20 protein-coding genes, 2 tRNA genes and 7 pseudogenes are annotated in these 23,964 nt (G+C 56.5%); 11 read left to right on the top strand and 18 right to left on the bottom strand.

From position 1 onward, the window contains the following. Positions 1 to 7 precede the first annotated feature (7 nt). Entirely contained in the window at positions 8 to 505 is a 498-nt protein-coding gene (locus tag QEV83_RS02985) for a DUF2852 domain-containing protein (RefSeq protein ID WP_280129796.1), read from the bottom strand. A gap of 92 nt (positions 506 to 597) precedes the next feature. Here QEV83_RS02985 and QEV83_RS02980 point away from each other — a divergent pair, with 92 nt between their 5' ends. The 4 genes and pseudogenes from QEV83_RS02980 to QEV83_RS02965 all read left to right on the top strand — a co-directional run. Then, positions 598 to 969, top strand: a complete 372-nt coding sequence (locus QEV83_RS02980; RefSeq protein ID WP_280129795.1) for a hypothetical protein — start codon at positions 598 to 600, stop codon at positions 967 to 969. 225 nt (positions 970 to 1,194) lie between these two features. Beyond that, positions 1,195 to 1,503, top strand: a complete 309-nt coding sequence (locus QEV83_RS02975) for a GlsB/YeaQ/YmgE family stress response membrane protein (RefSeq protein ID WP_280129794.1) — start codon at positions 1,195 to 1,197, stop codon at positions 1,501 to 1,503. 322 nt (positions 1,504 to 1,825) lie between these two features. Beyond that, positions 1,826 to 2,065, top strand: a pseudogene (locus tag QEV83_RS02970) (transposase); the annotation flags it as partial. A gap of 666 nt (positions 2,066 to 2,731) precedes the next feature. Further along, positions 2,732 to 4,626, top strand: a pseudogene (locus QEV83_RS02965) (catalase); the annotation flags it as partial. Between the two features lie 125 nt (positions 4,627 to 4,751). Here the strand turns inward: QEV83_RS02965 and QEV83_RS02960 are convergent. Together QEV83_RS02960 and QEV83_RS02955 are read right to left on the bottom strand one after the other, a co-directional pair. After that, positions 4,752 to 5,168 carry a PRC-barrel domain-containing protein gene (locus QEV83_RS02960; RefSeq protein ID WP_280129793.1) on the bottom strand — a complete coding sequence of 139 codons (417 nt, stop codon included), beginning with the start codon at positions 5,166 to 5,168 and terminating at the stop codon, positions 4,752 to 4,754. Positions 5,169 to 5,491: 323 nt separating this feature from the next. Then, on the bottom strand, positions 5,492 to 5,911 hold the full coding sequence (locus tag QEV83_RS02955; RefSeq protein WP_280129792.1) for a hypothetical protein: 420 nt from the start codon (positions 5,909 to 5,911) through the stop codon (positions 5,492 to 5,494). Between the two features lie 342 nt (positions 5,912 to 6,253). On the opposite strand from QEV83_RS02955, the pseudogene QEV83_RS02950 reads away from it, so the two are divergent. Continuing rightward, positions 6,254 to 7,306 (top strand): annotated as a pseudogene (locus QEV83_RS02950) (IS3 family transposase). A 539-nt stretch (positions 7,307 to 7,845) separates the two neighbouring features. On the opposite strand, the gene QEV83_RS02945 reads toward QEV83_RS02950, so the two are convergent. The 11 genes and pseudogenes from QEV83_RS02945 to QEV83_RS02890 form a co-directional block, all read right to left on the bottom strand. Next, positions 7,846 to 8,688 (bottom strand): hypothetical protein, encoded by an 843-nt coding sequence (locus QEV83_RS02945; RefSeq protein WP_280129791.1) that lies wholly within the window; start codon positions 8,686 to 8,688, stop codon positions 7,846 to 7,848. 363 nt (positions 8,689 to 9,051) lie between these two features. Further along, a pseudogene (locus QEV83_RS02940) lies at positions 9,052 to 9,903 on the bottom strand (transglutaminase family protein). A gap of 341 nt (positions 9,904 to 10,244) precedes the next feature. Then, the gene (locus tag QEV83_RS02930; protein ID WP_280129789.1) at positions 10,245 to 10,826 is read right to left on the bottom strand and encodes a DUF1003 domain-containing protein; all 582 of its coding nucleotides are present in this window, start codon (positions 10,824 to 10,826) and stop codon (positions 10,245 to 10,247) included. Between the two features lie 55 nt (positions 10,827 to 10,881). Then, a complete protein-coding gene (locus QEV83_RS02925; RefSeq protein WP_280129788.1) occupies positions 10,882 to 11,364 on the bottom strand; it encodes a PA2169 family four-helix-bundle protein in 483 nt (160 codons plus the stop codon). 437 nt (positions 11,365 to 11,801) lie between these two features. Beyond that, positions 11,802 to 12,563, bottom strand: a complete 762-nt coding sequence (locus tag QEV83_RS02920) for an IS5 family transposase (RefSeq protein ID WP_280129787.1) — start codon at positions 12,561 to 12,563, stop codon at positions 11,802 to 11,804. A 294-nt stretch (positions 12,564 to 12,857) separates the two neighbouring features. Beyond that, positions 12,858 to 14,078 (bottom strand): histidine kinase dimerization/phosphoacceptor domain -containing protein, encoded by a 1,221-nt coding sequence (locus QEV83_RS02915; RefSeq protein ID WP_280129786.1) that lies wholly within the window; start codon positions 14,076 to 14,078, stop codon positions 12,858 to 12,860. Next, on the bottom strand, positions 14,071 to 14,523 hold the full coding sequence (locus QEV83_RS02910) for a response regulator (RefSeq protein ID WP_280129785.1): 453 nt from the start codon (positions 14,521 to 14,523) through the stop codon (positions 14,071 to 14,073). The genes QEV83_RS02915 and QEV83_RS02910 overlap by 8 nt, the downstream gene beginning before the upstream one ends. 259 nt (positions 14,524 to 14,782) lie before the next feature. Beyond that, positions 14,783 to 14,977: a hypothetical protein gene (locus QEV83_RS02905; RefSeq protein ID WP_280129784.1), complete on the bottom strand. Its 195-nt coding sequence runs from the start codon at positions 14,975 to 14,977 to the stop codon at positions 14,783 to 14,785. A gap of 149 nt (positions 14,978 to 15,126) precedes the next feature. Continuing rightward, positions 15,127 to 15,977 (bottom strand): annotated as a pseudogene (locus tag QEV83_RS02900) (IS481 family transposase). A gap of 303 nt (positions 15,978 to 16,280) precedes the next feature. Further along, positions 16,281 to 17,228, bottom strand: a pseudogene (locus QEV83_RS02895) (IS630 family transposase). A gap of 153 nt (positions 17,229 to 17,381) precedes the next feature. Next, positions 17,382 to 17,906, bottom strand: a pseudogene (locus QEV83_RS02890) (IS630 family transposase); the annotation flags it as partial. A 5-nt stretch (positions 17,907 to 17,911) separates the two neighbouring features. Between QEV83_RS02890 and QEV83_RS02885 the strand changes: the two are divergent. Both QEV83_RS02885 and QEV83_RS02880 read left to right on the top strand, forming a co-directional pair. Continuing rightward, positions 17,912 to 18,160, top strand: coding sequence for a hypothetical protein (locus QEV83_RS02885; protein ID WP_280129783.1), 249 nt, complete (start codon positions 17,912 to 17,914; stop codon positions 18,158 to 18,160). Further along, positions 18,157 to 18,852 (top strand): hypothetical protein, encoded by a 696-nt coding sequence (locus QEV83_RS02880; RefSeq protein WP_280129782.1) that lies wholly within the window; start codon positions 18,157 to 18,159, stop codon positions 18,850 to 18,852. Before QEV83_RS02885 ends, QEV83_RS02880 begins: the two co-directional genes overlap by 4 nt. 79 nt (positions 18,853 to 18,931) lie before the next feature. Here the strand turns inward: QEV83_RS02880 and QEV83_RS02875 are convergent, their stop codons facing one another. Beyond that, positions 18,932 to 19,147: a hypothetical protein gene (locus QEV83_RS02875; RefSeq protein ID WP_280129781.1), complete on the bottom strand. Its 216-nt coding sequence runs from the start codon at positions 19,145 to 19,147 to the stop codon at positions 18,932 to 18,934. On the opposite strand from QEV83_RS02875, the gene QEV83_RS02870 reads away from it, so the two are divergent. Further along, positions 19,133 to 19,471 (top strand): hypothetical protein, encoded by a 339-nt coding sequence (locus QEV83_RS02870; protein WP_280129780.1) that lies wholly within the window; start codon positions 19,133 to 19,135, stop codon positions 19,469 to 19,471. The two genes, QEV83_RS02875 and QEV83_RS02870, sit on opposite strands and share 15 nt — an antisense overlap. A 217-nt stretch (positions 19,472 to 19,688) precedes the next feature. On the opposite strand, the gene QEV83_RS02865 is transcribed toward QEV83_RS02870, so the two are convergent. Beyond that, positions 19,689 to 19,756, bottom strand: a tRNA-Ser gene (locus QEV83_RS02865). 213 nt (positions 19,757 to 19,969) lie between these two features. Between QEV83_RS02865 and QEV83_RS02860 the strand changes: the two genes are divergently transcribed. The 3 genes from QEV83_RS02860 to QEV83_RS02850 all read left to right on the top strand — a co-directional run bounded on the left by QEV83_RS02860 (position 19,970) and on the right by QEV83_RS02850 (position 22,945). After that, positions 19,970 to 20,683 (top strand): DUF3489 domain-containing protein, encoded by a 714-nt coding sequence (locus QEV83_RS02860; RefSeq protein ID WP_280129779.1) that lies wholly within the window; start codon positions 19,970 to 19,972, stop codon positions 20,681 to 20,683. Positions 20,684 to 20,804: 121 nt separating this feature from the next. Then, positions 20,805 to 21,371 (top strand): DUF2924 domain-containing protein, encoded by a 567-nt coding sequence (locus tag QEV83_RS02855; protein WP_280129778.1) that lies wholly within the window; start codon positions 20,805 to 20,807, stop codon positions 21,369 to 21,371. After that, positions 21,368 to 22,945, top strand: a complete 1,578-nt coding sequence (locus tag QEV83_RS02850; RefSeq protein WP_280129777.1) for a recombinase family protein — start codon at positions 21,368 to 21,370, stop codon at positions 22,943 to 22,945. Before QEV83_RS02855 ends, QEV83_RS02850 begins: the two co-directional genes overlap by 4 nt. A 361-nt stretch (positions 22,946 to 23,306) precedes the next feature. Here the strand turns inward: QEV83_RS02850 and QEV83_RS02845 are convergent. After that, positions 23,307 to 23,382: transfer RNA gene (locus tag QEV83_RS02845), tRNA-Ala, on the bottom strand. A gap of 123 nt (positions 23,383 to 23,505) precedes the next feature. Next, positions 23,506 to 23,865 (bottom strand): TIGR02300 family protein, encoded by a 360-nt coding sequence (locus tag QEV83_RS02840; protein ID WP_280129776.1) that lies wholly within the window; start codon positions 23,863 to 23,865, stop codon positions 23,506 to 23,508. Between the last annotated feature and the right edge of the window lie 99 nt (positions 23,866 to 23,964).

Here is a 23,964-nt window from a genome sequence, read left to right as displayed (position 1 = left end):
TGCTCTATTACCCGGAGTGGCGGCCTTGTTGGTTTCTATGCTCGTTCATGAACCGCTCGAACTCCTGGCGATCCTTTGCGTGGCGGAGATTTTCCATGAATTCCGCGAATTCGCGCTCGGCGGCGATGAGCTTCTGGCGTTCTTCTTCCAGCCGGGAGAGTTCAGTTGCGCGCCATTCGTCGAAAGCGCGATTGCCGGTCGAGTGCATGCTATAACTGGAGGCACCCACATAGCCCAGGCGGTCCGAACCGCGCGTCCAGTTCGCCCAGTTTTCCCATCTTTCTCGCGCGAACGAGATAATGTCGCCGGGGTAACCGGATTTCTTCTGCCAGAATTTCCAACCCAAGACCGCCAGACCGATCGGCCAGTACATGACGAACCCCAAAACCATCACCAGAATTTCCACGGGTTTCCAGGGCTTACCATGCCAGTATCCGGGCCCGTTTGACCCGTCATTCGGGCGTGCTGAGCTCGATTGATATGACATTCCGGTATCAGCACTCATCTAATTGCTCCTCTCGCCGCTCCATGTTGACCGCTTAAACGAAGCAAAACGGTATTGGGTGGCGCCCCCGTCATATAAGTATGGATTTCTGGTTGTCGAGTTTGCGCGACAAGATTATTCGCTGGCCTCCAAGAATGGGATTGCTTGTTTGGCCTAGCTTCTCGATTTGGTCGCATAGCTGTATGAAGGGACGGTTGCGAGAAAGTGGGCGCATCCTGGCCCATACCTTGGATATTCCCGGTCACGGAAGCAAGGACCCAGGGAAGCTGCGCTTCATTACGCAAAGCATTTTCCGAGACGTACTTGCGTTGTCGTGGTTTGGCCAAAAGCCAGTATCTGTCGCCATTCCAATTGGCCTCGCTATAGGCGAGTTTATCGATGTAATCCTGCAAGAGTTCTATTTGCTCGACGATCCGTCTTTATTCTTGGGCACCGAGGTGGTGGGGCACGGTGATGACGATTGAATTCGAGATGACGATCCACTGATGGCCGTCATGTAGGCTAAATCGTGATTTCGACTGCGCTGCGTAGTTTTTGTTCCTTTGTCCCGACCTGAGCGTAGCTCCCGAGCGCCGGCAAAGCAGCCCTTTTGATTCACTGGACTACGTTACCCGAGCGCTGGTGGAACTCCATGGATCATTGAACGTTGGTCGGCAAGGTTATACGCAACGTTTAAGGGAGAGATCACTGTGTCGAACATTATTTGGATCATCATGATCGGATTCGTTGCCGGAATAATAGCGCGGGTCCTCTCGCCCGGTCCGAACGAATTAGGGGGTTTCATACTGACGACCGCGCTCGGAATCTCCGGAGCATTCGTCGCAACGTTTATCGGCCAAACTATCGGTTGGTATCGACTTGATCAGGGTGCGGGGCTTATCGGTGCGACCGTCGGTTCGTTCCTCGTGCTGTTTATTTGGAATCGATTTTTCGCCACCAGTGCTCCCGCCACAGGTGATATTCGCGAGCCCGGTTCACCGCCACGCCGGTGGCTTTAGCAATGATACGATGCCGGCGGCGTTCCGCTTGAAGTTATAATCACACCGCTTAAATATGATCAGGGTCAGGAGCTTCGACATGGGATTCCGCGATGTTTTAAATGGCATGATGAATGGTCCCGGTGGTCGACGCCAGCCCAGTACAGGAGGGAAAACTAAAGGAGTGCCGCGCATCATCTGGGCTCTATTGGGCCTCCTCGCTTATAAAACGTTTAAGCATGACGATGGGCGCGCAATCCCTCCAAGCGCGGAACCGCAAAACCCAAATCCTCCGCCACGCCGATGGCTATAAGGAATTGACGGCTTCGAAGCTGCCAACACGATCGCCGACAAAGGATACGACGCCGATCATCCGCACGCGAAGCTCTCCGAAACTGGCGTCGAAATCGTCATCCCACCCAAGCGAAACCGCAAGTTCCGGCGCCCTTACGACATCGATCTCTACAAGGAACGCGACATCATCGAGCGTTTCTTCAACAAGCTCAAAAAGTTTCGACGCGTCGCCATCCGATACGACAAGCTCCTCGTCAAACTCGCGGCTATCGCCATATGGCTCAGATAGTTAAATGGCCCACTACGACCTAGGTGCGTCCAGCCTGATCCAATCGAAAGGAAACAAACGTCCGGTAATAAAAACTTGCCTTGACCGGAACCATGAAGAACGAATGGTAGCCGAACGAACTTGGGGTCTTCGCGTTGGACCCCGCACTTCCGCAACGGAGACTTTGAATGAGTGACAAATTGTATTTGGTTTTTGTCGGCGCGTTGAGCCTCGCCGCGACAGGGGTGTTAGCGCAGACGGCGCCCGGCGATCCCGCCGGTAATCAGACCATTCCCGAGAAGGATAAGTCGAGGCCAAGCGATGCGCCTAATGGACCCGCTCGAGGCGGAGCTGCGGCAGATGGATCCAATCTTAGTGATAAGTTGGACGCCGGCGGCGGTGTTATTAAACCCGAATCAGGAGCGGATCCCGAAATTGTGAAGCCCGCTCCCGTTCCTCATCCGAATTCAGCACCCGTGATTCCGCCCCCGGGGATGCCAGGAGGGTTACCGGGACCAGAACCAAAATAGCGATTAGCTATAGGCCATGCTTATTCTAACCGTGCTTACCCCGGGTCATGCAGACCCACAATTGGTTAAACGCACCGCGCCTGTTCAACAGAGTTATTCAACCGAACGTCCCAGCGTTCGCGAAGTCCGCTGCCGCGATGGCAAAGTGGGGGTGTGCGGTCCAGTCCAGCTCGAAGATTTCGTTCTGCGGGAAAAAATATTTCATTTCGACCATGAACGAATCCCGGAGCGGATTGTCCATGCCAGAGGATCGGCCTCGCATGGGTTTTTCGAATTGCACGAATCGTTATCGGACATTACGCGGGCCGATCTGTTTCAGCGGGCGGGAGAACGCACTCCAGTGTTTACCCGCTTTTCGACTGTCGCGGGAGGCGCTGGCTCCGTCGATACGCCGCGCGACGTTCGCGCCTTCGCGGTGAAGTTTTATACGAAAGAAGGAAATTGGGATCTGGTTGGTAATAATACCCAGTGTTTTTTATCCAAGACGCAATCAAGTTTCCTGATCTTATTCACGCGGCAAAAATGGAGGCTGATCGCGGCTTCCCGCAAGCGGCTACCGCGCATGATACGTTTTGGGATTTTATCAGCCTAATGCCTGAATCGACACATATGATGATGTGGGCGATGTCGGACCGAACGATTCCTCATTCGTTTCGCACCATGGAGGGAGTTGGAATTCACACCTTCCGATTCGTCAATGATGAGGGCCAGTCGACGTTCGTGAAGTTCCATTGGAAGCCAAAGCAGGGCCCGCAATCGAAGATCTGGGACGAGGCTGTCAAGATCGCGGGGGCTGATCCTGATTTCCACCGGCGCGACCTGTTCGATGCAATCGCGCGCGGCGATTATCCAGAATGGGAATTTGGAATTCAAACTTTCGACGAGGAGTTCGCGGCAAAGCTTCCCTATGATGTGCTTGACGCAACAAAGATTATTCCCGAGGAGGTCTTACCGGTTCGAATTGTCGGCCGCATGGTGCTCGACCGCTGGCCGGACAATTTCTTTGCTGAGACGGAACAGGTTGCATTTTGCCCGGCGAACATCGTACCGGGCATCGATTTTAGCAAGGATCCCCTTCTACAGGGCCGTCTCTTTAGCTACCTCGACACGCAGGAGAGTCGATTAGGTACGGCGAACTTCCACCAAATTCCCATCAATGCGCCCAAATGTCCGGTGATGAATTTTCAACGGGACGGCCAGATGCAGATGCTGCAGCTCAAGGGGCGAGCCAATTACAAGCCAATTAGTGTTGGCAAGACCGGAGAAATATCTGGGCCACGCGAATGTTCCACGAGAGGTTTTGAAAGCTATCCTTATCTCGAAGGGGAGAGAAGCTGCGTATCCGTGCGGAAAGCTTTGCGGACCACTACAGCCAGGCTCGACTGTTCTTCCGCTCCCTGGTGCCTGCCGAGCAAGCGCATCTCGCGTCAGCCTTTGTCTTCGAATTGTCAAAGGTGACGCTCGCAGAAATTCGCATGCGTATGCTTGGCAATCTTGTCAACGTCGATTCGCTGCGCGGGTGGCCGGAGGGCTTAATATGGACGTGCCGGCGGCCTCACCTGCCGCAGTGCCGGTGCAGGATTTCGACGTGTCGCCGGCGTTGCGGATCGTCGGGGGCGCGCGGGAATTACAGACACTTAAAGGCCGTACTGTGGGAATTCTGATGGCGGATGGATCAGACCGGCGATCTGTGGAGCAGCTCGCAACAAAAATCACAAAGGCTGGAGGGGGATCAATAATCGTCGCCTCGAAAGTAGGCGGCGCCAAAATGTCCGATGGGTCTTTGATCGAGGCGGACGCCCCACTTGCGGGGTTCCCTCGGTGATGACGGATGTGATTGCCGTCTTCTTGTCAAAAGGTGGATGCGACAAGCTCCTCATGGATGCATTTGGTCATCTCAAAGCGATCGGCGCTTCAGTCGCCGCGAAGCCATTGCTGGACGAGGCGGGCGTTGAGCGGGACGAAGGGATCGTTTGGATCGATGGGGATTTTGTGAAAGCAGCGGGGCGCCGGTATTGGGAGCGCGAGCCAAAGCTCCGAACACTTGCTTAAACGCTCGCTTCGAGTGTGTCCTCCATGGGCCTCAAGAACGACCCCAGCCTTGGCCAAGCGGGGGTCTCAGTCTTGAGAAACATACAACCGCAACTTCAAAGGAGCGGGAAGCGTCAAGGCGATCTTTACATTCCTTCGGACGTCGGTGGATAAACTTGAGACTGCGATTGGCTGCGTGTGCCCTGTTCCGTCCAATAGGGCTCCGCCCGGAAATGTTGGTGCCAGCGTGTCTCCCAATCCCGATCTGTCCAACTATCGTCGCTGAACTCCGGCGCGTCCTTCAGTTGCTCTTCAGTCACGTTGGTGATGAATCCATCATAGTTGCTGTCATATTTGATGGCGTTCCACGGCAGTGGATAGTGGCTGTGCCCAAGACCAAGCACACCGCCGAAGCTCATAACGGCGTAGCGAACATTGCCGGAGACTCTGTCGATCATGAGATGATCAATCGCACCGATCTTGTTGCCATTCGGATCATAGACGTTCATACCCTCGACGTTTTCGCTCGAGATAAGATTGAAGGTTGGACTGGCCGTTCCCATTTTTTAACTCCTATGGAAAATATAGGGTGGCCCAGACGATAGCTCCGCCGCTTATCTGTACAGTCAAAAAGCGAAAGCTAGCTGAGAGCTCGAAAAAAACAATTTATACCAAGAAAAGTTCCTGCCTCAGCAGGACACTGAACTGCGGTGAGTTTGCAATGATATCAGCCTGTTTCCCGCGGGATTGACGACAAGCAAGCCTTGCGTGAACGCGGCTAGGTATTGGGTTCCCATTTGATTTATGCCAAGCCAGAGAAATAAAGTGACGCTTGGCTTTTGCTGACGCTTGGTTTTTGCTTTAGTACGCTGCAGACTTAAAGGCGCTACGCAAGGACAGTGCCCTTAGCCATCCAATTGTACTCAATGATCTGAACAACGCGACGGGTGGTTGGTTCCACTAGAATCACGTGTTGAGTGACCGCAGTGTAGCGATAGCGCGGCGAGACTTCGTTGAAGAGGCTCAGCGTAGGTAAAACGTCCCGAACGCATAGGTTATGTTGGCGCAACTTCTCCTGATCATCGTTCGATGCGTTAAGCTCATGGATCGGAATTGAACAATTCGAAGACTGCCACACTTCAGGCGTCGGGCATGACGGGGTGATGATAACTCCCTCGCGTTCGAGAACTACGCGGACTCGTCGCGCAATCTCGACTTCTATTCGATGAGTTGGCAGCGACGGACCGTTGATCTGTAGCCATACGGTTCGAATCGCGGCGGCGAGGAGTTCGTCAATGTCGATCATAAAGAGACTCCAAAAAATCCATTGATTCCGAAATCATAACGCTGTTCTGGTTCGGGAAACCTAGTCGTTCCCAGTGTTCACCCACAATGAAACGATTAGTGCGGTACCAGTTGCAGCAAGGACGCAGGCCGCCGGATAAAAACCAAGTGAGGCAGAAATCTCGATCCAGTGACTCCACATGTGAACGAGACCCGCGGCCATCAAAAGCGAGCAGAACATAAAAAGCCAAGATACCGCATCGTCTTGAAGTCTTGAGAATGTTCACCTTTACAGCAGAGCGTGCACTAGACCTGCCCTGCAAAAGTGGAGAGCCATCCCCTATGAAAGATAGCTGAGGTGGCGATGAGCAGGAACAAACAAAGACGATTTACGAACGAGTTCAAACGGGAGGCGGTGCGGCTGACGCTGACCAGCGGACGCAGCGTCGAGTGGGTTGCAAATGATCTCGGCATAGCCAAATCGACGTTGAGCCGGTGGCGTTCCGAGCACGAGCAAAGCGATTTGCTTGAAGGTCCGCATGAGGATGTTGGCAAGGAGCTCAGCCGCCTGCGTAAGGAGAATGAGATCCTTCGACAGGAACGCGAGATCCTGAAGAAGGCCGCCGCTTTTTTCGCCAAGGAGGGAAGTCGATGAGATTTTCGTTCGTCGATGCGAAGAAAGTCGAATTCCCAGTCGCGCGCCTTTGCGAAACTCTCGAAGTTAGCCAGAGTGGCTATTTCGCTTGGAAAAGCCGCCCCGCCAGTGAAAGCCAGTGGACATGGTACTGCTTGCTCATATCCGGGAGCGTTTTTGCCTGTCGCGGGAGACTTATGGACGCCCGCGCATGTACGCTGATCTCCTTGAGGACGGTATCACCGCCGGACGCCACAGGATTGCCAGGCTGATGCGTGATAATAATTTGAAAGCGCGTCAGAAACGCCGTTTCAAAAAGACCACCGACAGCGACCATGGCGGCCCGATTGCACCCAATCATCTTGATCAGGATTTTGCCGCCACGGCACCAGATCAGAAATGGGCCGCCGATATCAGTTATATCTGGACCACCGAGGGCTGGCTTTATCTCGCCATTGTCCTCGATCTTTTCTCACGTCGTATCATCGGATGGGCGGTCAGTGACCGGCTGAAAAAAGATCTGGCGCTGTCTGCCTTGCGGAGGGCCCTCGTCCTGCGCCGGCCAAAGACGGGTATTTTGCATCATTCTGACCGTGGCAGCCAGGGCGGATTCAATCGGTCGTCGCAATGCCCACTTGGGAGATTGCGATGGCGTACGAAACCTTCGGGGACGTCACGTCCGACCTTCCACGCTTCATCGACGAGGCCTACAATCAGCGGAGGCTCCATTCCGCGCTCGGATACCTGAGCCCCGTAGTTCGAGGAAACACGCCCAGCGGATAGTCAAACCCGCAGCCTGAAACTGTCCACCCGGAGGGGCGCACTCCAATCAGGGGTCAAAGTTCAACGCCGATTGACAGCCCCGTAGCACAAGACAATGGAGGATGGACCATCCATGTGCGGTGCCGAACCCCGGGTGTTAGGGTCTATTGATCGTCGAAGCGTGCCGTGTATCTTTTCAAGCGTCTCGACGCGCACCTCGAGAAGCACAATCCTATTGATTGCCGAATTTACCATGAACTAAGTGAAGGCGAGGAAGACCCCATATTGCCGCCTCAGCTCTTTTTACGCCTTTGGACGCCCAGCTCTCGCCGGCAGTTTTTCGAAGGAGCACTGCGCGCTTACACCTGGGCTCGGCGCAGCTATTCTGCTATTATTGAAAAGATTGAATCCATGGCCATTCGGCTCACGTCGGCACGGCAACTTACGCTAATTCATCTAACGATGCAAAAGCGCCAGTAGAATGATTATCGGCAGCGGCACACCTAGCATCTATAGTAGAATTCCTCTGCCCATCGACGTTCTCCCGGTGTTGGTGTTTGTTAAAACCATTTGGTGAGGGGACTTAACAGCGTCCCCTGATCCCTGTGTTTGCCGCCGGCGATCGCTGCACCCCAAGCGGCAGCGGCGCCGATCGCAAGTGAGGCTGCGGTGAGAAACGCCGCGAGCACAGCGATACGGCGAGCATTATCGAGCGAATTCTGAATATTGTGTTCGACGCTAACAACGCGCGATTTCGCGTCCGCCGGAGATATCGAAGTTGCTTTGCTGATGAGCTGCGCCAAATACGTCTCATCATTTTGGCTGAGGCTCTTTCGCGATGTGATCGTCTTCAGCACGGTTTCCGCGTCCAGGCGCGCGGTCAGGTCGGCGGCGGTTGTTTCTTCTCCACGGAAAAGCAGACCAAGCTGATAATCCTGCGTGGTCTTCGCAGCTTCCTTTGCCGCAGAATTCGCTGTTGACCCGAGGGAAGACGCCAGCACGAGCCCAGAAATTATGGCGGCTATGGACCACGCGATGAGACCATGTACTCCATCACGTATCCGCACCTCGTGATCGAGCGCGTCAGCAATTCGATGCCTCATGCGACCCGAAATATATCCGCCTGCGGCGAAACTCGATGTCGCCATCCATGCCGTCCATAGGCCAATTGCGATTGCAGCGAGCCTGACCGATATCCCTTGCCCCGGCTCTGCCGACGTCAGCGAAAGCCCCACCGCCGATCCAAATGCCGTCATCGTCGTAAAAATAACGACCGCTACCACGGCGCCACCGACAATAGCTTGCCAGGCAACGTAGCTGCTATCGTGGCAATCAGCCGCCGATGGCTCGCTTTCCCGATTAGTCACCGCCGATGGCTTGCTTTCCCGTTCAATCAAAGTCATTACCGCTCTTCCTTCAATGTAGCCCCAAAAAGGATAAGACCGCCAGCACAACCACGACAAGGCCAACGAGATAAATGATACCGTCCATATCTTCCATCCGCCTGTAAGAGGAGCAACGAGAACATCGCGATCCTCATTAAGTTCCCTAGTGGTTGAGTTTTTGCGGTGGAGTTAGTGGCACATGCAGGGCATTAGGCAGCGTCTGCCGAGGTGCAGCCAGGCAAGCGGTCGGAATAATAGGCTGAAGATTGATGACCTTCTAGCGCTTCATCAGAGCTTGACTGGCCGTCCGGCCACGCCAGCAGAGATTTCAGATCTTGAAGAAAGAATGGGTCAGAAAGCTTCACCGAATTGAGGCGCTGTTTAAGCGCTTCTCCTCATTTGAGGTGTCGTTACCGCGCTGCGGCGATTGAGGTCCTGCAGCGTCGCAGCGCCCACTTCATCCGTCCACACCCGGAATTTCTTCAATGTGTGAGTGCCAAACGACGTAACGAGCGAGATATCCGCCGCGTCGCGCCCGCGGGCGATGCGGCCGATGCGCGGCGTATTGTGGCGCGCGTCGAAAGTGAATCAGCGCCCATCGAGCAACACCTCGAACCAGGCATTATAGTCCATCGGTGCCGGGTCCGGTGGCACGCCAATGTCGCCCAGGAATCCATTCGCGTACCGCGCCTGAATATTCATGCAGCGGCAGAAAGCGACCGCGAGATGGGCGAAATCGCGGCAGACGCCGATACGCTCTTGATAGGCTTCAAAAGCGGTGCGGGTCGCGCGGGCGTGTTCGTAGCCGAAGGCCAAATGACCGCAGACGAAATCACAAATCGCCTAAACCCGGCGCCAGCCGCTTGGGCTTGATCCAAAATGAGCCAGGCGATGTCGGCGAGCTTATCGGTTTCGCAATAGCGGCTGCCGAGCAAAAACACCAAAGTTTCGTTTGGCAATTGTTCGAGAGGACTCTCGCCTGCGTCCAGTTCGATCTGATCCATCGATGACGGCGTCAGACATAATCGCGAGGTCGCCGGATGGCGCCGTGAACCTCCGCACGGTATTGCCGAATGCGTCGAGATAGGTTGTTGTCGGAATCGCCGGGCTCGTCGTCGGCGGGATTTCGTAGTGGAGCTCCTCCGAACGCTCACGATGCGCGTCGAGGAGGCAGACAACCATGGTCGGGTACGGGCAATTCAACGTCAATTCATAGCCGTATGTAATGAGCATAAGTTGATCCCGACTACACCCGGAGTTATTTCATTCACCCGGTGTACTCCATAGGCACAATCAGCGGCGGCCCCAATGCCGCCATGCCCAACAAAGTGGCCAACAATTCCAACAACGATCGCACCCCTGACGCAATCGCCCGGCCGCGCATCCGCTTGACATGTGAAAACAACGGCGGCAAAGCCAAGGATTGTCGGAACGAGAATCAACTTTTTCATGGATGGCGAACATTGGTTCATCATCTCCACATGCAAAAATGACGCTATCCCGGGCATCCAATCAGAACTCGCAATGCCGAAGTGTAAGCTTGGACGGATGGACCGTCGGTGTGAAGCTTGCGGCTAACTCACGCCTAAAGGCGCAATCGCTGGCGCCACGTCGGCGTGAGTATCTTTGATCGCATCGAGCACCGATTGCGGGTCGGCAGGCTGAGCCATGGCTTCTGCTTCCTGATCGACCCGGTTACGAATGAGTGGATTGTCCCGACGGGACTCTTCCAGTAGCTGTATGACCTTCGCCGTCTTCTGCTCGCTCAAGATGGCTAGCTCCAAGGTGAGCTGCTCGCGGTGTTGGGCAAGCTGGTACTCACGCTGCTGGGTGGCCAGGATCAAGATGACCATGTAGAGCGACACCAGCGAAACCGCGCCTTCCAGCCATGAGAAGGGAGGTGGATCGATAGGGTGATAGCCAAGCGCAGCGGCGAGCAGATTCAAGGTAATCCAGCTGGCCGCAATGATGGTTAGCGCTCCGATAAATCGAGGGCGGCCCAGCAAAGCTGTTATGCGATCGGCCGCGCGCTGAAGCCGCGTAGCATTCTCGTAATGTTCGGCGTGGAGCCGAGCTACAGACCGGATAGTCTCTTCGATATGATTCGCGCGCCACCCCGTTGATCGAGTGGTTTCCGTGCGAGTGGTGTTTGGCATTGAGTTCTCCTGAGTGGACGCACCTGGTGCGTCCACCCAAACAACATTGCGTTTGTCAGGCGGCGGCATTCCGAAGATCGCGGACGCGATCGTGATTTGCTTTCACTCCTTGGTATTGCCGCTCGATAATCGTTCGCACGTCCGTCGGCAAATCCTCTTTGAGAGCCGCCTCATAGACGTGCTTTCCGGTGTCTTCACCACGCTCGCATTCGGCAAGCACCGCATGTTCATTCATGCCGGTAATGGTGGACTCTATGTTGATCCAAGCACGATGCATCGACCCACTAACTGAACCGCCCTGGGCGGGCTGCCCACCGAGACCGCGAACCTTGGCTTCCAGTTCCGCAGCGCCCTCGGCACAGCGTCGGGCAGCTGTTTCGAACAGCGTCTTGAGATTCGGACTACTAACCCCCTGGGCACATGTGCGGAAGCCTTGCTCTCCATCTCTGCTGGTTTCTATTAAATCGTTCATTGTCTTGATCACGTCATTAGTTTTCATTGGCATTACTTCGTTCCTTGGTTTTTGCGTGAGCGGCACCGAAGGGCGCTTTCCGACCTATGCTGAAGAGTCGGCGATCTGAAAGGTTCCAGTTTAAATGGCTTCATACCGAAATGGCTGTTCAATCTACCGCTTGCGCTCTCCGTAGCTTGAAACATCTCCTCCGACTATCGCTATGAGACCGTGATATTTCCAATGCTCGACCAGGGTTTTGACGGAAGCCTCTACAATCGAGGTGAATCACGTTCGGCGGGTGCTTTTTATTTCAGATTTTAAGGATGGTCCGCATGGCCACATGCGGCTCGGTCTCAGGCTGTTGCTATGGGCTGTGGCTGGGGCGCGGGACTGAAAGGGAACCAACACTCCTCCACACCGTTCGCTGCTTGGCTGGGACCCCAGCCTTCAAATATCTCTTAATCAAGCTCGATAGGAGTTCCTAAATGATTAAACGCATCCTTCTTGGGACATCGCTCTTACTAGGGCGTGGACTCATTAGCTCGGAGCCAAATACGGATTGATGCGAGTTTGATGAACGCCAGATAGTTAGCCGCAAGTTTGTCGTATCGGGTCGCGACACGCCGACATTGCTTGATCTTGTTGAAGAACCGTTCGATCAAGTTACGCGCCCGATACAAATGCGGACTGAAGCAGATCGGGTCTTTGCGATTTCGTTTGGGCGGAATGTTCGCCCAAGCTCCTTGTTGTCGGGCAAGCTCCCTGATCCAGTTCGCGTCGTATCCACGATCCGCGAGTAACATCGTTTGTGGGAGCAAGGCGCTGAGGAGAACCGAACACAGCCGATTATCATGCGCTTCACCGGGCGTGAGGGCGAGGTGGACCGGTAGACCATGGGTGTCCACTACTGCGTGGATCTTGCTCGTTAGGCCCCCTCGCGAGCGCCCCATATCTTGGTGATTGTTGTCCGCGATGCAGGCTCCGTGCTGGTGCACCCGCACGACCGAGGTTTCAATCATCTGCACCGCCGCGTCGTGACCAGCAGCCAGCGCATCCATGATCCGGTCCCAAACGCCAGCCCTCCGCCACCGAACGAAGCGATTATAGCAAGTGGTGCGGGGACCATAGGACAATGGCAGGTCGCGCCAGGGAGCGCCTGAGCGCAGAACCCAAAAGATGCCATTGAGCACGCGCCGGTCGTCAACACAGGGAATGCCACGCGGCTTGTCCGGCAGAAACGAGCTGATGGCAGCCCATTCAAAGTCCGTGAGTTCATACCGCATGATTCGAGGCTCCGGTTTGGAAGTTTGAATCACGGGTTGGGCGACAACATCAACCCGTAGCGGCCCGTCCCGGCGACTACCAGCAACCTGATTTTACTTCCGCTTTTGGGGGCACCGCGGATATGGCCGGATTTACCAGCGACGCGACCCGGTCGGAAATGACCCGAAGCAGAATAGCAGGCCGATGTGCGAATAGGCGATCCTCGTGCCGCAAACTGCAGTAGTAATCTTGCCTTGCGGTGGTTGCGAATCCTTGGATCGTTGCTCTTTCGATGCGAAATCTCAGGCAGAGCCTCAAAGCTTCGCGGAAATTTCCGCGTCTTGATCGAATTTGTCGGCCAAAGGGAATGTAATCGTCCAGACTGTTCCCTTGTTTGCAGCGACCGACGCCGTCCCACGCACCTGTTCCGCGAGCCGCCTGACAAGACCGAGCCCGTGGCGCTTGCTTCCGGACTGCGGCTCGAAGCCGTGGCCATCGTCCCGGATCACCAGCGTGGCCATATTCGCATTATCCGGATCGCGCCGGACAGAAACTTCAATCGCTCCCTCGCCCTTCGGAAACGCGTGATCGTAGCTGTTGGTGACCAGTTCAGCTACGACAATTCCCAACGCCGTCACCACATCGAGGTCGAGCATGAGAACCTCGCTGTCGCAGGTCAGCGTCACCTTCGCAGGCAATGCTTGAACTTCGCCGAGACTGCGGCAAAGGGACTTCACATAGGTTCCGAAATCGGTCGTGCGTGTCATCTCCGCGCCGAGCAAATGGTCATACACCTGCGCCAGAGTTGACACGCGCCGGGCAATCGCCCTGATGCCGCGCTGACCGCTTTCGTCGGTGGTCTCGCCCAGCTGCCTTGTCAGCATTCCATATATCAATTGCAGATTGTTGCGCACCCGGTGTTGCAGCTCTTCCGCGAGAACCACCTTCTGCTCCAGCAGCCGGTTCTTGTCTTCGACGAGAACCTCCATCTGTCTGATCGTTGTTTGCAGTAGGGCTGTGCGCGACGCAGTGGCGACGGCTTCGGCGAGAACATTCGCGAAACCGGTGAGGAAAATGATGTCCTGCTGGTTGTAGTCCTGCGGCTTGTCGCTATCGATTTCAAGGACGCCATATGGCTCGTGCGCGCCCTTAATCAGAACGTCGATGGTCGCAATGATCCCGTGCTCGGCGTAGAAGGGCGGCAAGACAAATTGAGTGTCCTTGCGCAAGTCATTGCAAATGGATGGCTCGCCGGTGGAAAGGGCGCGCCCCTGCGGCGAGCTTGCGTCGGCCCGTGAGACAACGTTGCCAACCACACCAGCTTGCCAGCCGAATCCAGCCACAATCAAAAGGTCGTTCTCATCGGGCCGGTACTTGCAGACCTTGCAGAAACGCACGCCGAGCCCACTGGCGCAGACCCTCGCCGCTTCCGAAAGGACGGTCTGCAAATCGCTTTGCGCGAGAGCGAAACTGCCGAAGGCGGCAATCGCGGACTGCTGTCGAAGCAGCTTCTTGACTTCTTCTGCATCACCCATGGGAAAACTCGGCCGGATTGAGACTTTTCTTCTTCAGTACCTGGAACCCATGAGGGAACGCCCGGACCGTCGCGCCGTTTGCCTTTAAATCCGCGACGATTTCCAACGCGCAGATGAGGTCCTCGGGGCGGTAAGGCTTGCCGATAGTCGCATGCCCGTCGGCGTCCTTCAGAGCGCCGGTCGAGTAATTTCCCGTAGCGTAAAGAATGCCAACATCGCCGTTGGCGAGCAATCGGGTCGCTGCCTCCGTTCCAAGCCCGCCGTCAGCCAACTGGTAATCAATTATGGCAAGATCGGGCTTATGGAGTTTTCCAAGGGCGACCGTTTCTTCGACCGTCCCGGCAATGCCACACACTTCGAACCCATGCTCGACGAGAACTTCCTCCGCCATATCGGCGATCATGAAGTTGTCTTCCGCGATGAGGACTTTGAGCTTGACCTGCACAATACACTCCCCTGCCTTCGGGGCGGGAGCGCGGTAGCGTCTCTCTGCTGCCGACGCCCTAATCCCGGTCGGCAATGGGCTGGAGAATAAGCCGCATAAGCGCGATAGTCCAGAATCGCGAGGTTCCCTCAGGATATGCGTGTCGGCCGGATTTTTGTCCGCAGTTGGCGCATAACGGCCATGACAGGTCGTCTATCCAGTAGCTTTATGGGTTCGCGGCCTAGCCACATCACCTGCTTTCGCCGGTTGCATCGGCGGCTCAGTAGGCGACGGCTGTATCGGCATTCCCACACCTTCTGAGCGGCCTTACGATCGCGACAACGACCGCGACCATCGCAGCGTTGTGATTGAGCACGATCGTGCTCCGGTCGTTGTCGAGCGTCATCATCGCGCCCCCGTCATTATCGAACGCCACGACGACGATTGATGTATTTACCCGAGCGCCTGCCAACATTGAGCAGGCGCTTGGCATTTTTTATCAATCTCGTCCTCGAAAACAAATATCCCTGATATCCAAGAGCCTCATTGATAGCAGTGGCCGCGTCCCGCAAGGTGCAAAGGTGTGAGGCAGCCGAACCGGCGAGACAGTTGGTCAGCGCTGAATCATAGCTTTTCTCGGAGCGCTTCGTAAGGTGTTTTTCCGCCGTGTTGGCGATTGAAGTTGTAGAAATTTTCCCACTCCTCGAGCGAAGGTCTATATCGTCCTTGTAGGACAACAGCTGGTAGAATTCCGCGATCGTTCCACCTTTCTATTGAGCTGCGGCGTTCCTTTTTTGATGTAGGCGTGCCGGATGCCTTTGTCTATGAAACTTGGCTTGGAACTCATGTCCATTGTCGGTTCTGATTTCTTTGATGCGGAACGGAAATTTCTCGATGACGTGATCGACGAAATCAATGGCGTTCGTTTGCGTATGCTTGTCGTAGATTTTGAGCGCTCGAACGCGCGTCGCGTCGTCGATAGCCGTATATTGAAAACGGCGAACTTTCTCGCCGCGTTTATTCGCGAAGGTGAGGAATTTGACATCCATCTGGATGTGATGACCCGGGACCTGTTTGCTGTAACGTATCGTGTGCACTTTACGCACCCGCGTTCCGCGCGGCAATCGGCTGACGCCATTGCGCTTCAAGATCCGGCTAACGCCCGCCTCGGATATTTTGATGCTGTGATAGCGCGCTAGATACCAAACAATGCGGATTGGTCCGAGGTGGTATTTGGCTCGCAAATAAAGGATTTTCTCCATGATTTCTGGCGGAGTCTGATTGGCCGGGTTCTTTGGGATTGGCTTTGCATTGACGAGCCCAGCTTCGCCACGTGGCTGATACTCTGTTTTCCACCGATAGAAACTGGCTCGACCTATACCAAAGTAGCGGCAAGTTTTAGCGATGTTACCCGTCTGCTCAGCATGTCGCAACACCTTGAGCTTGCGCTGTACGTCTCGTTCTTGATCGGTCATTTGAAACATCCTCATCGCCAACAATGGGCACTATGAAAGATGTCTCGCCAGTCCGTACAGTCCTACATGTGATATGACTACAGTTGGTTGTTCAAACAATGTTATTAGGATGGAAATTGTTACAAACAAGGGTAGGATTACGTTTACTAAATAGCAAGTTCTCTCAGAGGCTGTTTAAAAAGACGCGCGGAACCGTTTTGAAAATCAAGTGTCGGAAATTACGAGGGGAACGATTACTATTGATATTGGTACGGCAATCGAATACTTTGATTTAGCCTGGTAAATGATTAGAGCGGGCTCCAATCAAGGTGGATCATATCCGCAAGCGGCGAAGTAGTTTGCACATTCGGCGGGTTTGAAGATGTCGGGCGCAGGTTTCGAGGGCGCGCATCAGCTCGGCGACGGTTCGCTCGGCGATTTTGCGCAAATGCGCTTTCAGTTTTGAAAACGCCTTCTCGATCGGGTTCATGTCGGGGCTATAGGGCGGGAGGTAGCGCAGCTTGGCGCCCACGGCTTTGATCATCTCCTCGACCCGCGGCCCCTTCTGGACGGGCAGATTGTCCATGACAACGACGTCACCTTTCGAAAGCGTGGGAATAAGGTAGTTTTCCACCCATTCCTCGAAGAGGGCGGCGTTGATCGGACGATCGTAGGTCTTCGCCGCCACGAGCCCACGAAGGCGTATGCCGGCGACGAGCGTAACCGTCTTGTAGTGGCCGTGCGGCACGCCGATGCGCAACCGCCGCCCGTGCTGGCAACGCCCGCCTTTGCGCGCCAAGTTGGTCGAGGCGCCCGTTTCGTCGATGAAGACGAGCTTGTCGGGGTCGAGATCGAGCTGTCCCTCGAACCATTCGAGGCGTTTCTTCAGCACGTCTGGGCGCTGCTGCTCCGTGGCGTGCGCGGTCTTTTTTTGAACGTGACGCCGTGACGGTCGAAGAAGCGCCAAAGCACGGAACGCGAAAAATGCTCGCCGCAATTCCTGATCAGACGCTCCTGGATCTCCAGCAGGGTGATGTCCGGCGTGCGCCGGATCAGCCCCATGAGGTAGTCGTGATGGGCTTCGATGCGGCCAGAGCGGCGATCGCCTCCCAAGGGCTTCGGCGACAGTTCTCCCGTCGCTTCGAATTGCTTGACCCAGCGCACGGCGCTCGCAATGCCGACTTCGAAACGCTTCGCCGCCGAATTGCGCGACAGCCCGCCCGAGACGACGGCCTCCACCACTCGTTTGCGAAGATCGTCGGAAAGCGCCATGCCCGCTGCCTCCCTTCCGCGGCGGGAATCATGAATCAGATTTCAGCCGATTCGGGAATCTCAATTCCATTCAAATCGTTCGGAGCCCGCTCTAATAATCAGTCGGTCTAAGGGAAGTTTGTAGAGGGGATTACTGTTTAGAGCGGAATCCGATCAACCTGTGTCATAGCCGCAGGCGTTGAAGTAATTTTCGCATTCTGCGAGTTTGAAGATGTCGGCGCAGGTTTCGAGCGCCCTTATCAAACCCGCGACAGTCCTCTCGGCGATTTTCCGTAAGAAGGCTTTCAGTTTGGAGAAGGCTTTTTCGATCGGGTTCATGTCCGGGCTGTAGGGCGGCAGATAGCGCAGGTCGGCGCCGGCGGCTTTTATAAGTTGCTCGACCTTTGGTCCCTTGCGGCTCGAGAGATTGTCCATGACGACAATATAGCCTTCAGCGAGCCTGGGAAACAGGCATTTTTCTACCCATTCCTCGAACAAAGCGGCGTTGATCGGCCGGTCGTGGACTTTCGGCGCCGTCAGCCCGGAAAGTCGGACGCCGGAGACCAGCGTGACCGTCTTGTAGTGGCCGTGCGGGACAAAGGCGCGCAACCGTCGCCCGCGCCGGCAACGTCCGCTTTTTCGCGCGAGATTTGTGGAAGCTCCCGTCTCGTCGATGAAAACCAGTTTCCTTGGACAGACAACGCATGAAACTCGATCCATCATCCGGCCAACATGCGCAAAAGAGTGAGCAATTTCCTATGGGCGATTCCAACTTTGTGACTCCGCAACAAGCGAAAGCCATGTTCGCCGCAAGAGACGCCCAGCGCCAAGCCGAGCAAAAAGCATTCTTGCGGGAAGCCGCGACCAACAAAGCTTTCCATCAAAATCAATATGCGCTTGTGCGCACAATGAAAAATCAAATCGATGGCGCAATGAAAGAGAAATGGAAATGAATCTCGCCCTTAAAACCGAAGCAACATCCGATGCTGATGCCGCCCGCTTAACGCTCGCCCACGCCATCAAAGACCATCGCAAAACAGCAAAGGCCGTCGAGGAATTGAAGGCGGCGGTTGCCAATGCCGAAAGGCGCATGGCGGAACTTCGTGAAGGGCTGGCCGAATTCACATCGATCATGTCTCGCTTGGCCGAAGCCGCATCCATCGCTTTGCGCGATGGTGCCGAGTTGGTGACGCCGCCAGAACTTGCCGTCACGAAACAACGGCATGAAAGGGCGCTTGCGGAAATTGAATTCGCTGAAGGTGGACTTGCGCGGCTTCGGGCTGACTTGGCATTGCGCGCCAAGGATTTGGCGGCGGCGCATGACCGTGGGATTGAGGCCATAAATCCGATTACAATGGATGCTGGCGAAAGTCTCGCGGATGAAGTTTTGCGCCTTGAGTCGCTTGCCGCTGTGGCACGAGGCAAACTGGTCGCGTTTTCTAAGTCCGGGCAAGGTGGCTGCGTGCAACGACTTGGACCACAAGCATTGCAGGCCCTCCGCAATGAGCCGGAAAACGCGCGCGAAGTCCGCACCAATACACCGCAGTGGCGTAAAGAACAAAACTTCAAAAAATGCATGGTGAATTTTCGCAAGGCGTTGGAAGTCGATGCCAATGCAAAACTGAGTTTGACGACGAGGGAATAAGGATCAAACAAAATTGCAAATAGACCCACGCTCGTGGATAAGGGCCGGATACCGCGCAAGAAAGGCGCTGCCATGAAAATTACCGCGAACGATGCTTCTCCCACAAGCACGCGGCGGAGAACGTTACCGCGAGGACCGCGACCATAATTCTCGCCTTACCGAGGTGGCAGACGAAACTTGACGCGTGGTACATGCATTCGTGCATGACGTAGGGCGGGCCAGAGGGATCGACTGTTGTGAAGGTGCCGTCGCGGGACCGCAGATAGCCGTGGGTAAAAGATTGGTACGTTCCCACGATCGCTCCTGGCGGATTAATCGCGTTGGCGTAGGTGAAATTGGAGCCCGGTGGATCGATCGTGGTGAAGGTGCCGCCGCGAGTGCGGAGGAAGCCGTGACAGGTGTTGGCGTCACAGTATTGTCCCGTGATCGCCTCCGCAGGAAGCCGCTACTCGACGACCAGGAGGAGGTTCCCGTGATCGCTCCCGCTGAGTTGATGGCGGCGGGCTGGAAGCAAGAGGCGAAGAACCTGGGGCATGTGGAGCCCGGGGGATCAATATTGGTGAAGGTGCCGGTGGGGCCGCGCAGGAAGCCATGCATCGCGCCGATTGCGTCAGCGTAGATTCCCGTGACCGCCCCCGCTGCGTTGATGGCGATGGGATGAGTGCAGTTGAAGAAGCGGGGGAGGCATGTGGAGCCCGGGACATCAAACGTGATGAAGGTCCCGGCTTTGACCGCTGCGCTCGGGCGCGGGGCGGCTGGCTGCTCCTGTGATTGCAAGCATTTTAAATAGCGTTTTTCCTGCATAGCTTGCTGAAGATTGAGAAAGCGGGCGCCTGATGTGATTTGCAGGAGTCGAACCCGCGACCTACTGATTACAAATCAGTAGACCGTAGACAATGTCACGCGTGAATTTAGATCGGAGGTGGTCGATTTTCGGCTCGACCTGGCAAAAATGGACTGGACTTCTTCTTTGAAGAGAGCGTTCCTATGAGCGTGACGCACGGCCGAAAGCGGCCGATGGCGCCTCCGTGATGAGCCCCGCTGGCCGTTGCGCCTGAGCGGGGTCGGCGTGGTGACGGGGCGATGTTGCCGCGTCTCACCTGCCATGGAGGCAACAATGACCCAGCTCAGCGGTATTCGCAAATCCCGCCATCTCACCGATGCGCAATTTCTCGTGCTTTCGGAGGCTGCCGGACGGGACAGCGGCGTCGTTGTCATCCCCGAGCAATTGAAGGGCAAGGCCGCCGAAAGTTTTGTGCGCACGCTCATCGGCAAAGGGTTGGTCCGCGAGGTCCGGTCCAAGACGGGCATGCCGGTTTGGCGCCGCAATGTGGAGACCGGGAAAACCTATGCCTTGGTGATCACGGCGGTTGGGTGTAAGGCGATCCCGATCGAGACGACGCACCAGAATTCACATGCGATCCCAGCGAAAAAGTCTGGCGGCACCATGAAGGGCGACAGCCCCAAAGAGCCGTCGGATGACGCGACGCCTCGCGCAAGGACGACCAAGTCGCGCGTAAGACCCTCTGAAACAAGCGGCCGCACCGGCAATACCTCGCATACAGATGTCGACCGGCCGTTGAAAAATGCGCTGAGGGAGGCCAATGCCCCCCGGCCCGGCAGCAAACTCGCTGGGGTGATCATTTTGCTTTCGCGCGAGCAAGGGGCGGGCATCGAGGAACTTACGGCTGCAACCGGTTGGTTGCCGCACACGACCCGGGCTGCGCTGACAGGCCTGCGCAAGCGCGGCTATGTCCTGGGGCGTGAACGCCGGGAGGGCGCGGACACGATTTACCGAATCCTCTCAGAGCCTCACGCGCAGGCTGCGTAGGACGTTGGAGTCGCCCCGCAAGACTCCGACCGGGCTGGGGCTCAGCCCGTCGCCCGCCGCCGCGGATGCCCTCACCATCGAGCTCGATCAGCTGGAACGACTCGAGCTCGGTGAGCTGAGGATGCACTATCGCAACCGCTCGGGCCGGATTGCCCCAGCCCGGATCTCGCGGGCTCTCCTCCTGCGTGTGCTCGCCTATCGGATTCAGGTGGATGCCTTCGGGGATGTCTCGCGCGATACACAGCGTTTGCTCGATCGTTTGGGTTCAGGGATGGGAGGCGGCCCAGAGACCACCACGCCGGCCGCCATTCCGCCCGCGTCCCAGTGGAGCCTTAAGCCGGGCACGCGGCTCGATCGCGAATGGCAGGGCCGGATGGAACGCGTGATGGTGCGCGAGGATGGCTTTGCCTGGAACGGCACATCCTACGCGAGCCTGTCGGCGGTGGCCTTTGCCATCACGAGGACAAAGTGGAACGGCTACCGCTTCTTCGGCCTGCGCAATGGCCGCAAGATCCCCCGGAAGATCCCAAGGGCGTCCGGAGCCGCGGCGAAAAGCGTCGCGCAACAGAATACGGATGAAGGGGAAGAGGCCCGGTCGCGATGCCGTGCGCCCGGCGCACAACGGTGTCTGCCGGCGGTCGAACCCACGTCTTGCCCGGCGCCTTCCTCGGTCGGAGATCGGCCATGAAGGGTGTGGCCGCAGAACCGCTTCGGTGCGCGATCTATACGCGCGTGTCGAGCGATCATGGGCTCGAGCAGGAGTTTAATTCGCTCGACAACCAGCGCGAGGCCGCCCAGGCCTATGTCAAAAGCCAGGCGCAGGAAGGTTGGCGTCTGATCCGCGATCGCTACGACGATGGCGGCTTTTCCGGCGGCAGCCTGGAACGCCCCGCCTTACACAAATTGCTCGAGGATATCCGGGCGCACCGGATCGATATCGTGGTCGTTTACAAGGTCGATCGGCTCACCCGGTCGCTCACCGATTTTGCCAAGCTGGTTGAGCTCTTCGACGCGCATAGCGTCTCGTTTGTCTCGGTGACGCAATCCTTCAACACGACCACCAGCATGGGGCGATTGACGCTGAATGTCCTGCTGTCCTTCGCCCAGTTCGAGCGGGAGGTGACGGGCGAGCGCATTCGCGACAAGATCGCGGCCTCCAAGAAGAAGGGCATTTGGGTCGGGGGCGTCGTGCCGCTGGGCTACGCGCTGCACGATCGCAAGCTTGTCATCGACGCGGCCGAAGCCGCGACGGTGCGGCTCGTGTTTGAGCGGTATCTCGCCCTCGGATCCTTGTCGTTTCTGCAACGCGATCTCCGCGACCGGAACATTGTGACACGCGCGCGCCCGATGGCCTCGGGGGGAACTCGCGGCGGCGTCTCGCTCACCAATGGTCCGCTCAACCATATGCTCCGCAACCGGATCTATCTCGGCGAGATCAATCATCGAGAGTGCAGTTATCCGGGCGAGCACGCACCGATCATCGATCGCGACCTGTTCGAGAAAGTTCAGACCAAACTGAACGAAAACCGCACCGCACGAAGGATGCGACGAACGCGCTCTGAAGCCCTGCTGCTTGGCCGTATCTATGACGACCGCGGCAACCGCATGAGCCCGAGCTATGCGATCAAAAAGGGCGCCCGCTACCGCTACTACATTTCCTGTGTTGTGCAGCAAGGCCGCAAGGAAGAGGCAGGCTCAGTCCCGCGCGTTGCTGCGCAGGATGTTGAAGGCATCGTCATGAATACGCTGGCGGCGCTGCTACCATCGGAGCAAGACGCCGACCAAGCCTCGGAGTGTGAGCGAGTCGAACGGTTGGTCGAGCGGATCACCGTCGGCCGTCAGGCGATCGAGATTCTGTTGCTCAAACCGAATGTTTCTACGACGAATCCGATTGTCGTGCCATGGTCACCGCACGCGTTCCGCCGCAAGCGCGATGTGATCCAGCCGACCGACAGCACGGGAACGCGACATATACGGGCCGAATCGCGGATCAGGCTGCTGAATGGCATCGCCAAAGCCCGGCATTGGCTCGGCGAAATCCTCGCCGGGTCCGTTCCCGATATCGAGACGATCTCACAGCGCGAAAACATGAGCGAGCGAGCGGCACGGATGACCTTGTCGCTCGCCTTCATCGCGCCCGACATTGTCGAGGCGGTGGCCAACGGGACTTTGCCACGCGGCTTCGGCCTTTCGCGCCTCACCGATCTGCCCATCAGTTGGGCAAAACAGCGCCAAAAGCTCGGACTTCCCGCGCGATCCTGATCAACGCACCCAAACGTCCCGCCGCCAAATCAGGCCATCCGAGAACCTAATCGTGGCCAAATAGCCAAGCAATTTTCGGACTCTCATCGATGGTCGAAAGGGTCATTGCATTCGCGGGCCGCGATGTGAAGTCCGTTGGATGCGAACCCGTCTCGTAGAGTCTCGAACCCGTCTCCGCATGACGAAAGGCATCGCAGCACGGAAAAGAAATTTTGAGAGCGGAGACCCAAGGTATAATTTGCCGTGTGTGGGTCAAAAAGCCTTTTGGAGACCGGAAGACATTCAAAGTTGCAGTTGTAACCTTCGGTACACCCGCGATTTTTCGAAAATCAGCCAAACTATACGGAGTCTATACAGTGCGTGGTGGAGCCAGGCGGAATCGAACCGCCGACCTCTTCAATGCCATTGAAGCGCTCTCCCAACTGAGCTATGACCCCGAACCGTTAGAAATCACGCGAAGCGCGGATAGTAACAACATTCAGTTGGGCTGAATGGTGCGATCCGCGCCGCCGGCAGGACGCAGGGCGGCTATATAGCCTTACCCGCCGAGCTTCACAAGCCTAGCGTTCTTCTTCATCGCCGATTTCGCCGTCGATGAGATCCCCGACATCGTCGTTGTCTTCCTCTTCCTCTTCGAGGAAAGGATCATCGGCGGGTTCGATCTCGACGTCGTCGTCCGCCGCGACCACGGCTTTCTCATCGCCGGCATCGGCTTCCTCGAGCGATACCAGTTCCGCCACCGGCGCCACTTCGGCCTCGTCCTCATCGGCGGCCGAAGCGTGATGGGCCGCCCGCGCCAATGGCAAGGCCTGAGAAACCGTCCCGCATTTTGGACAGGTGGCGGGCGATCGGTTGAGATCGAAAAAACGCGCACCGCAATTTTGGCAGTGATGCTTATTACCGAGTTCGGGCTTGGCCACGGAACCTACCTCTTGAAGACGACTTTGCGGTCCGGTTAGTGGTGCAAAGCCCGGCTGTCAAATGGAAGTTGCATTGCGGCACCGTTTTGATGACAGAAG

It is taken from the genome of Methylocapsa sp. D3K7, from assembly GCF_029855125.1.
GTDB lineage: Bacteria > Pseudomonadota > Alphaproteobacteria > Rhizobiales > Beijerinckiaceae > Methylocapsa.
The sequence above is the reverse complement of the archived record's forward strand: the minus strand, read 5'-3'. Positions and strand labels throughout refer to the sequence as shown.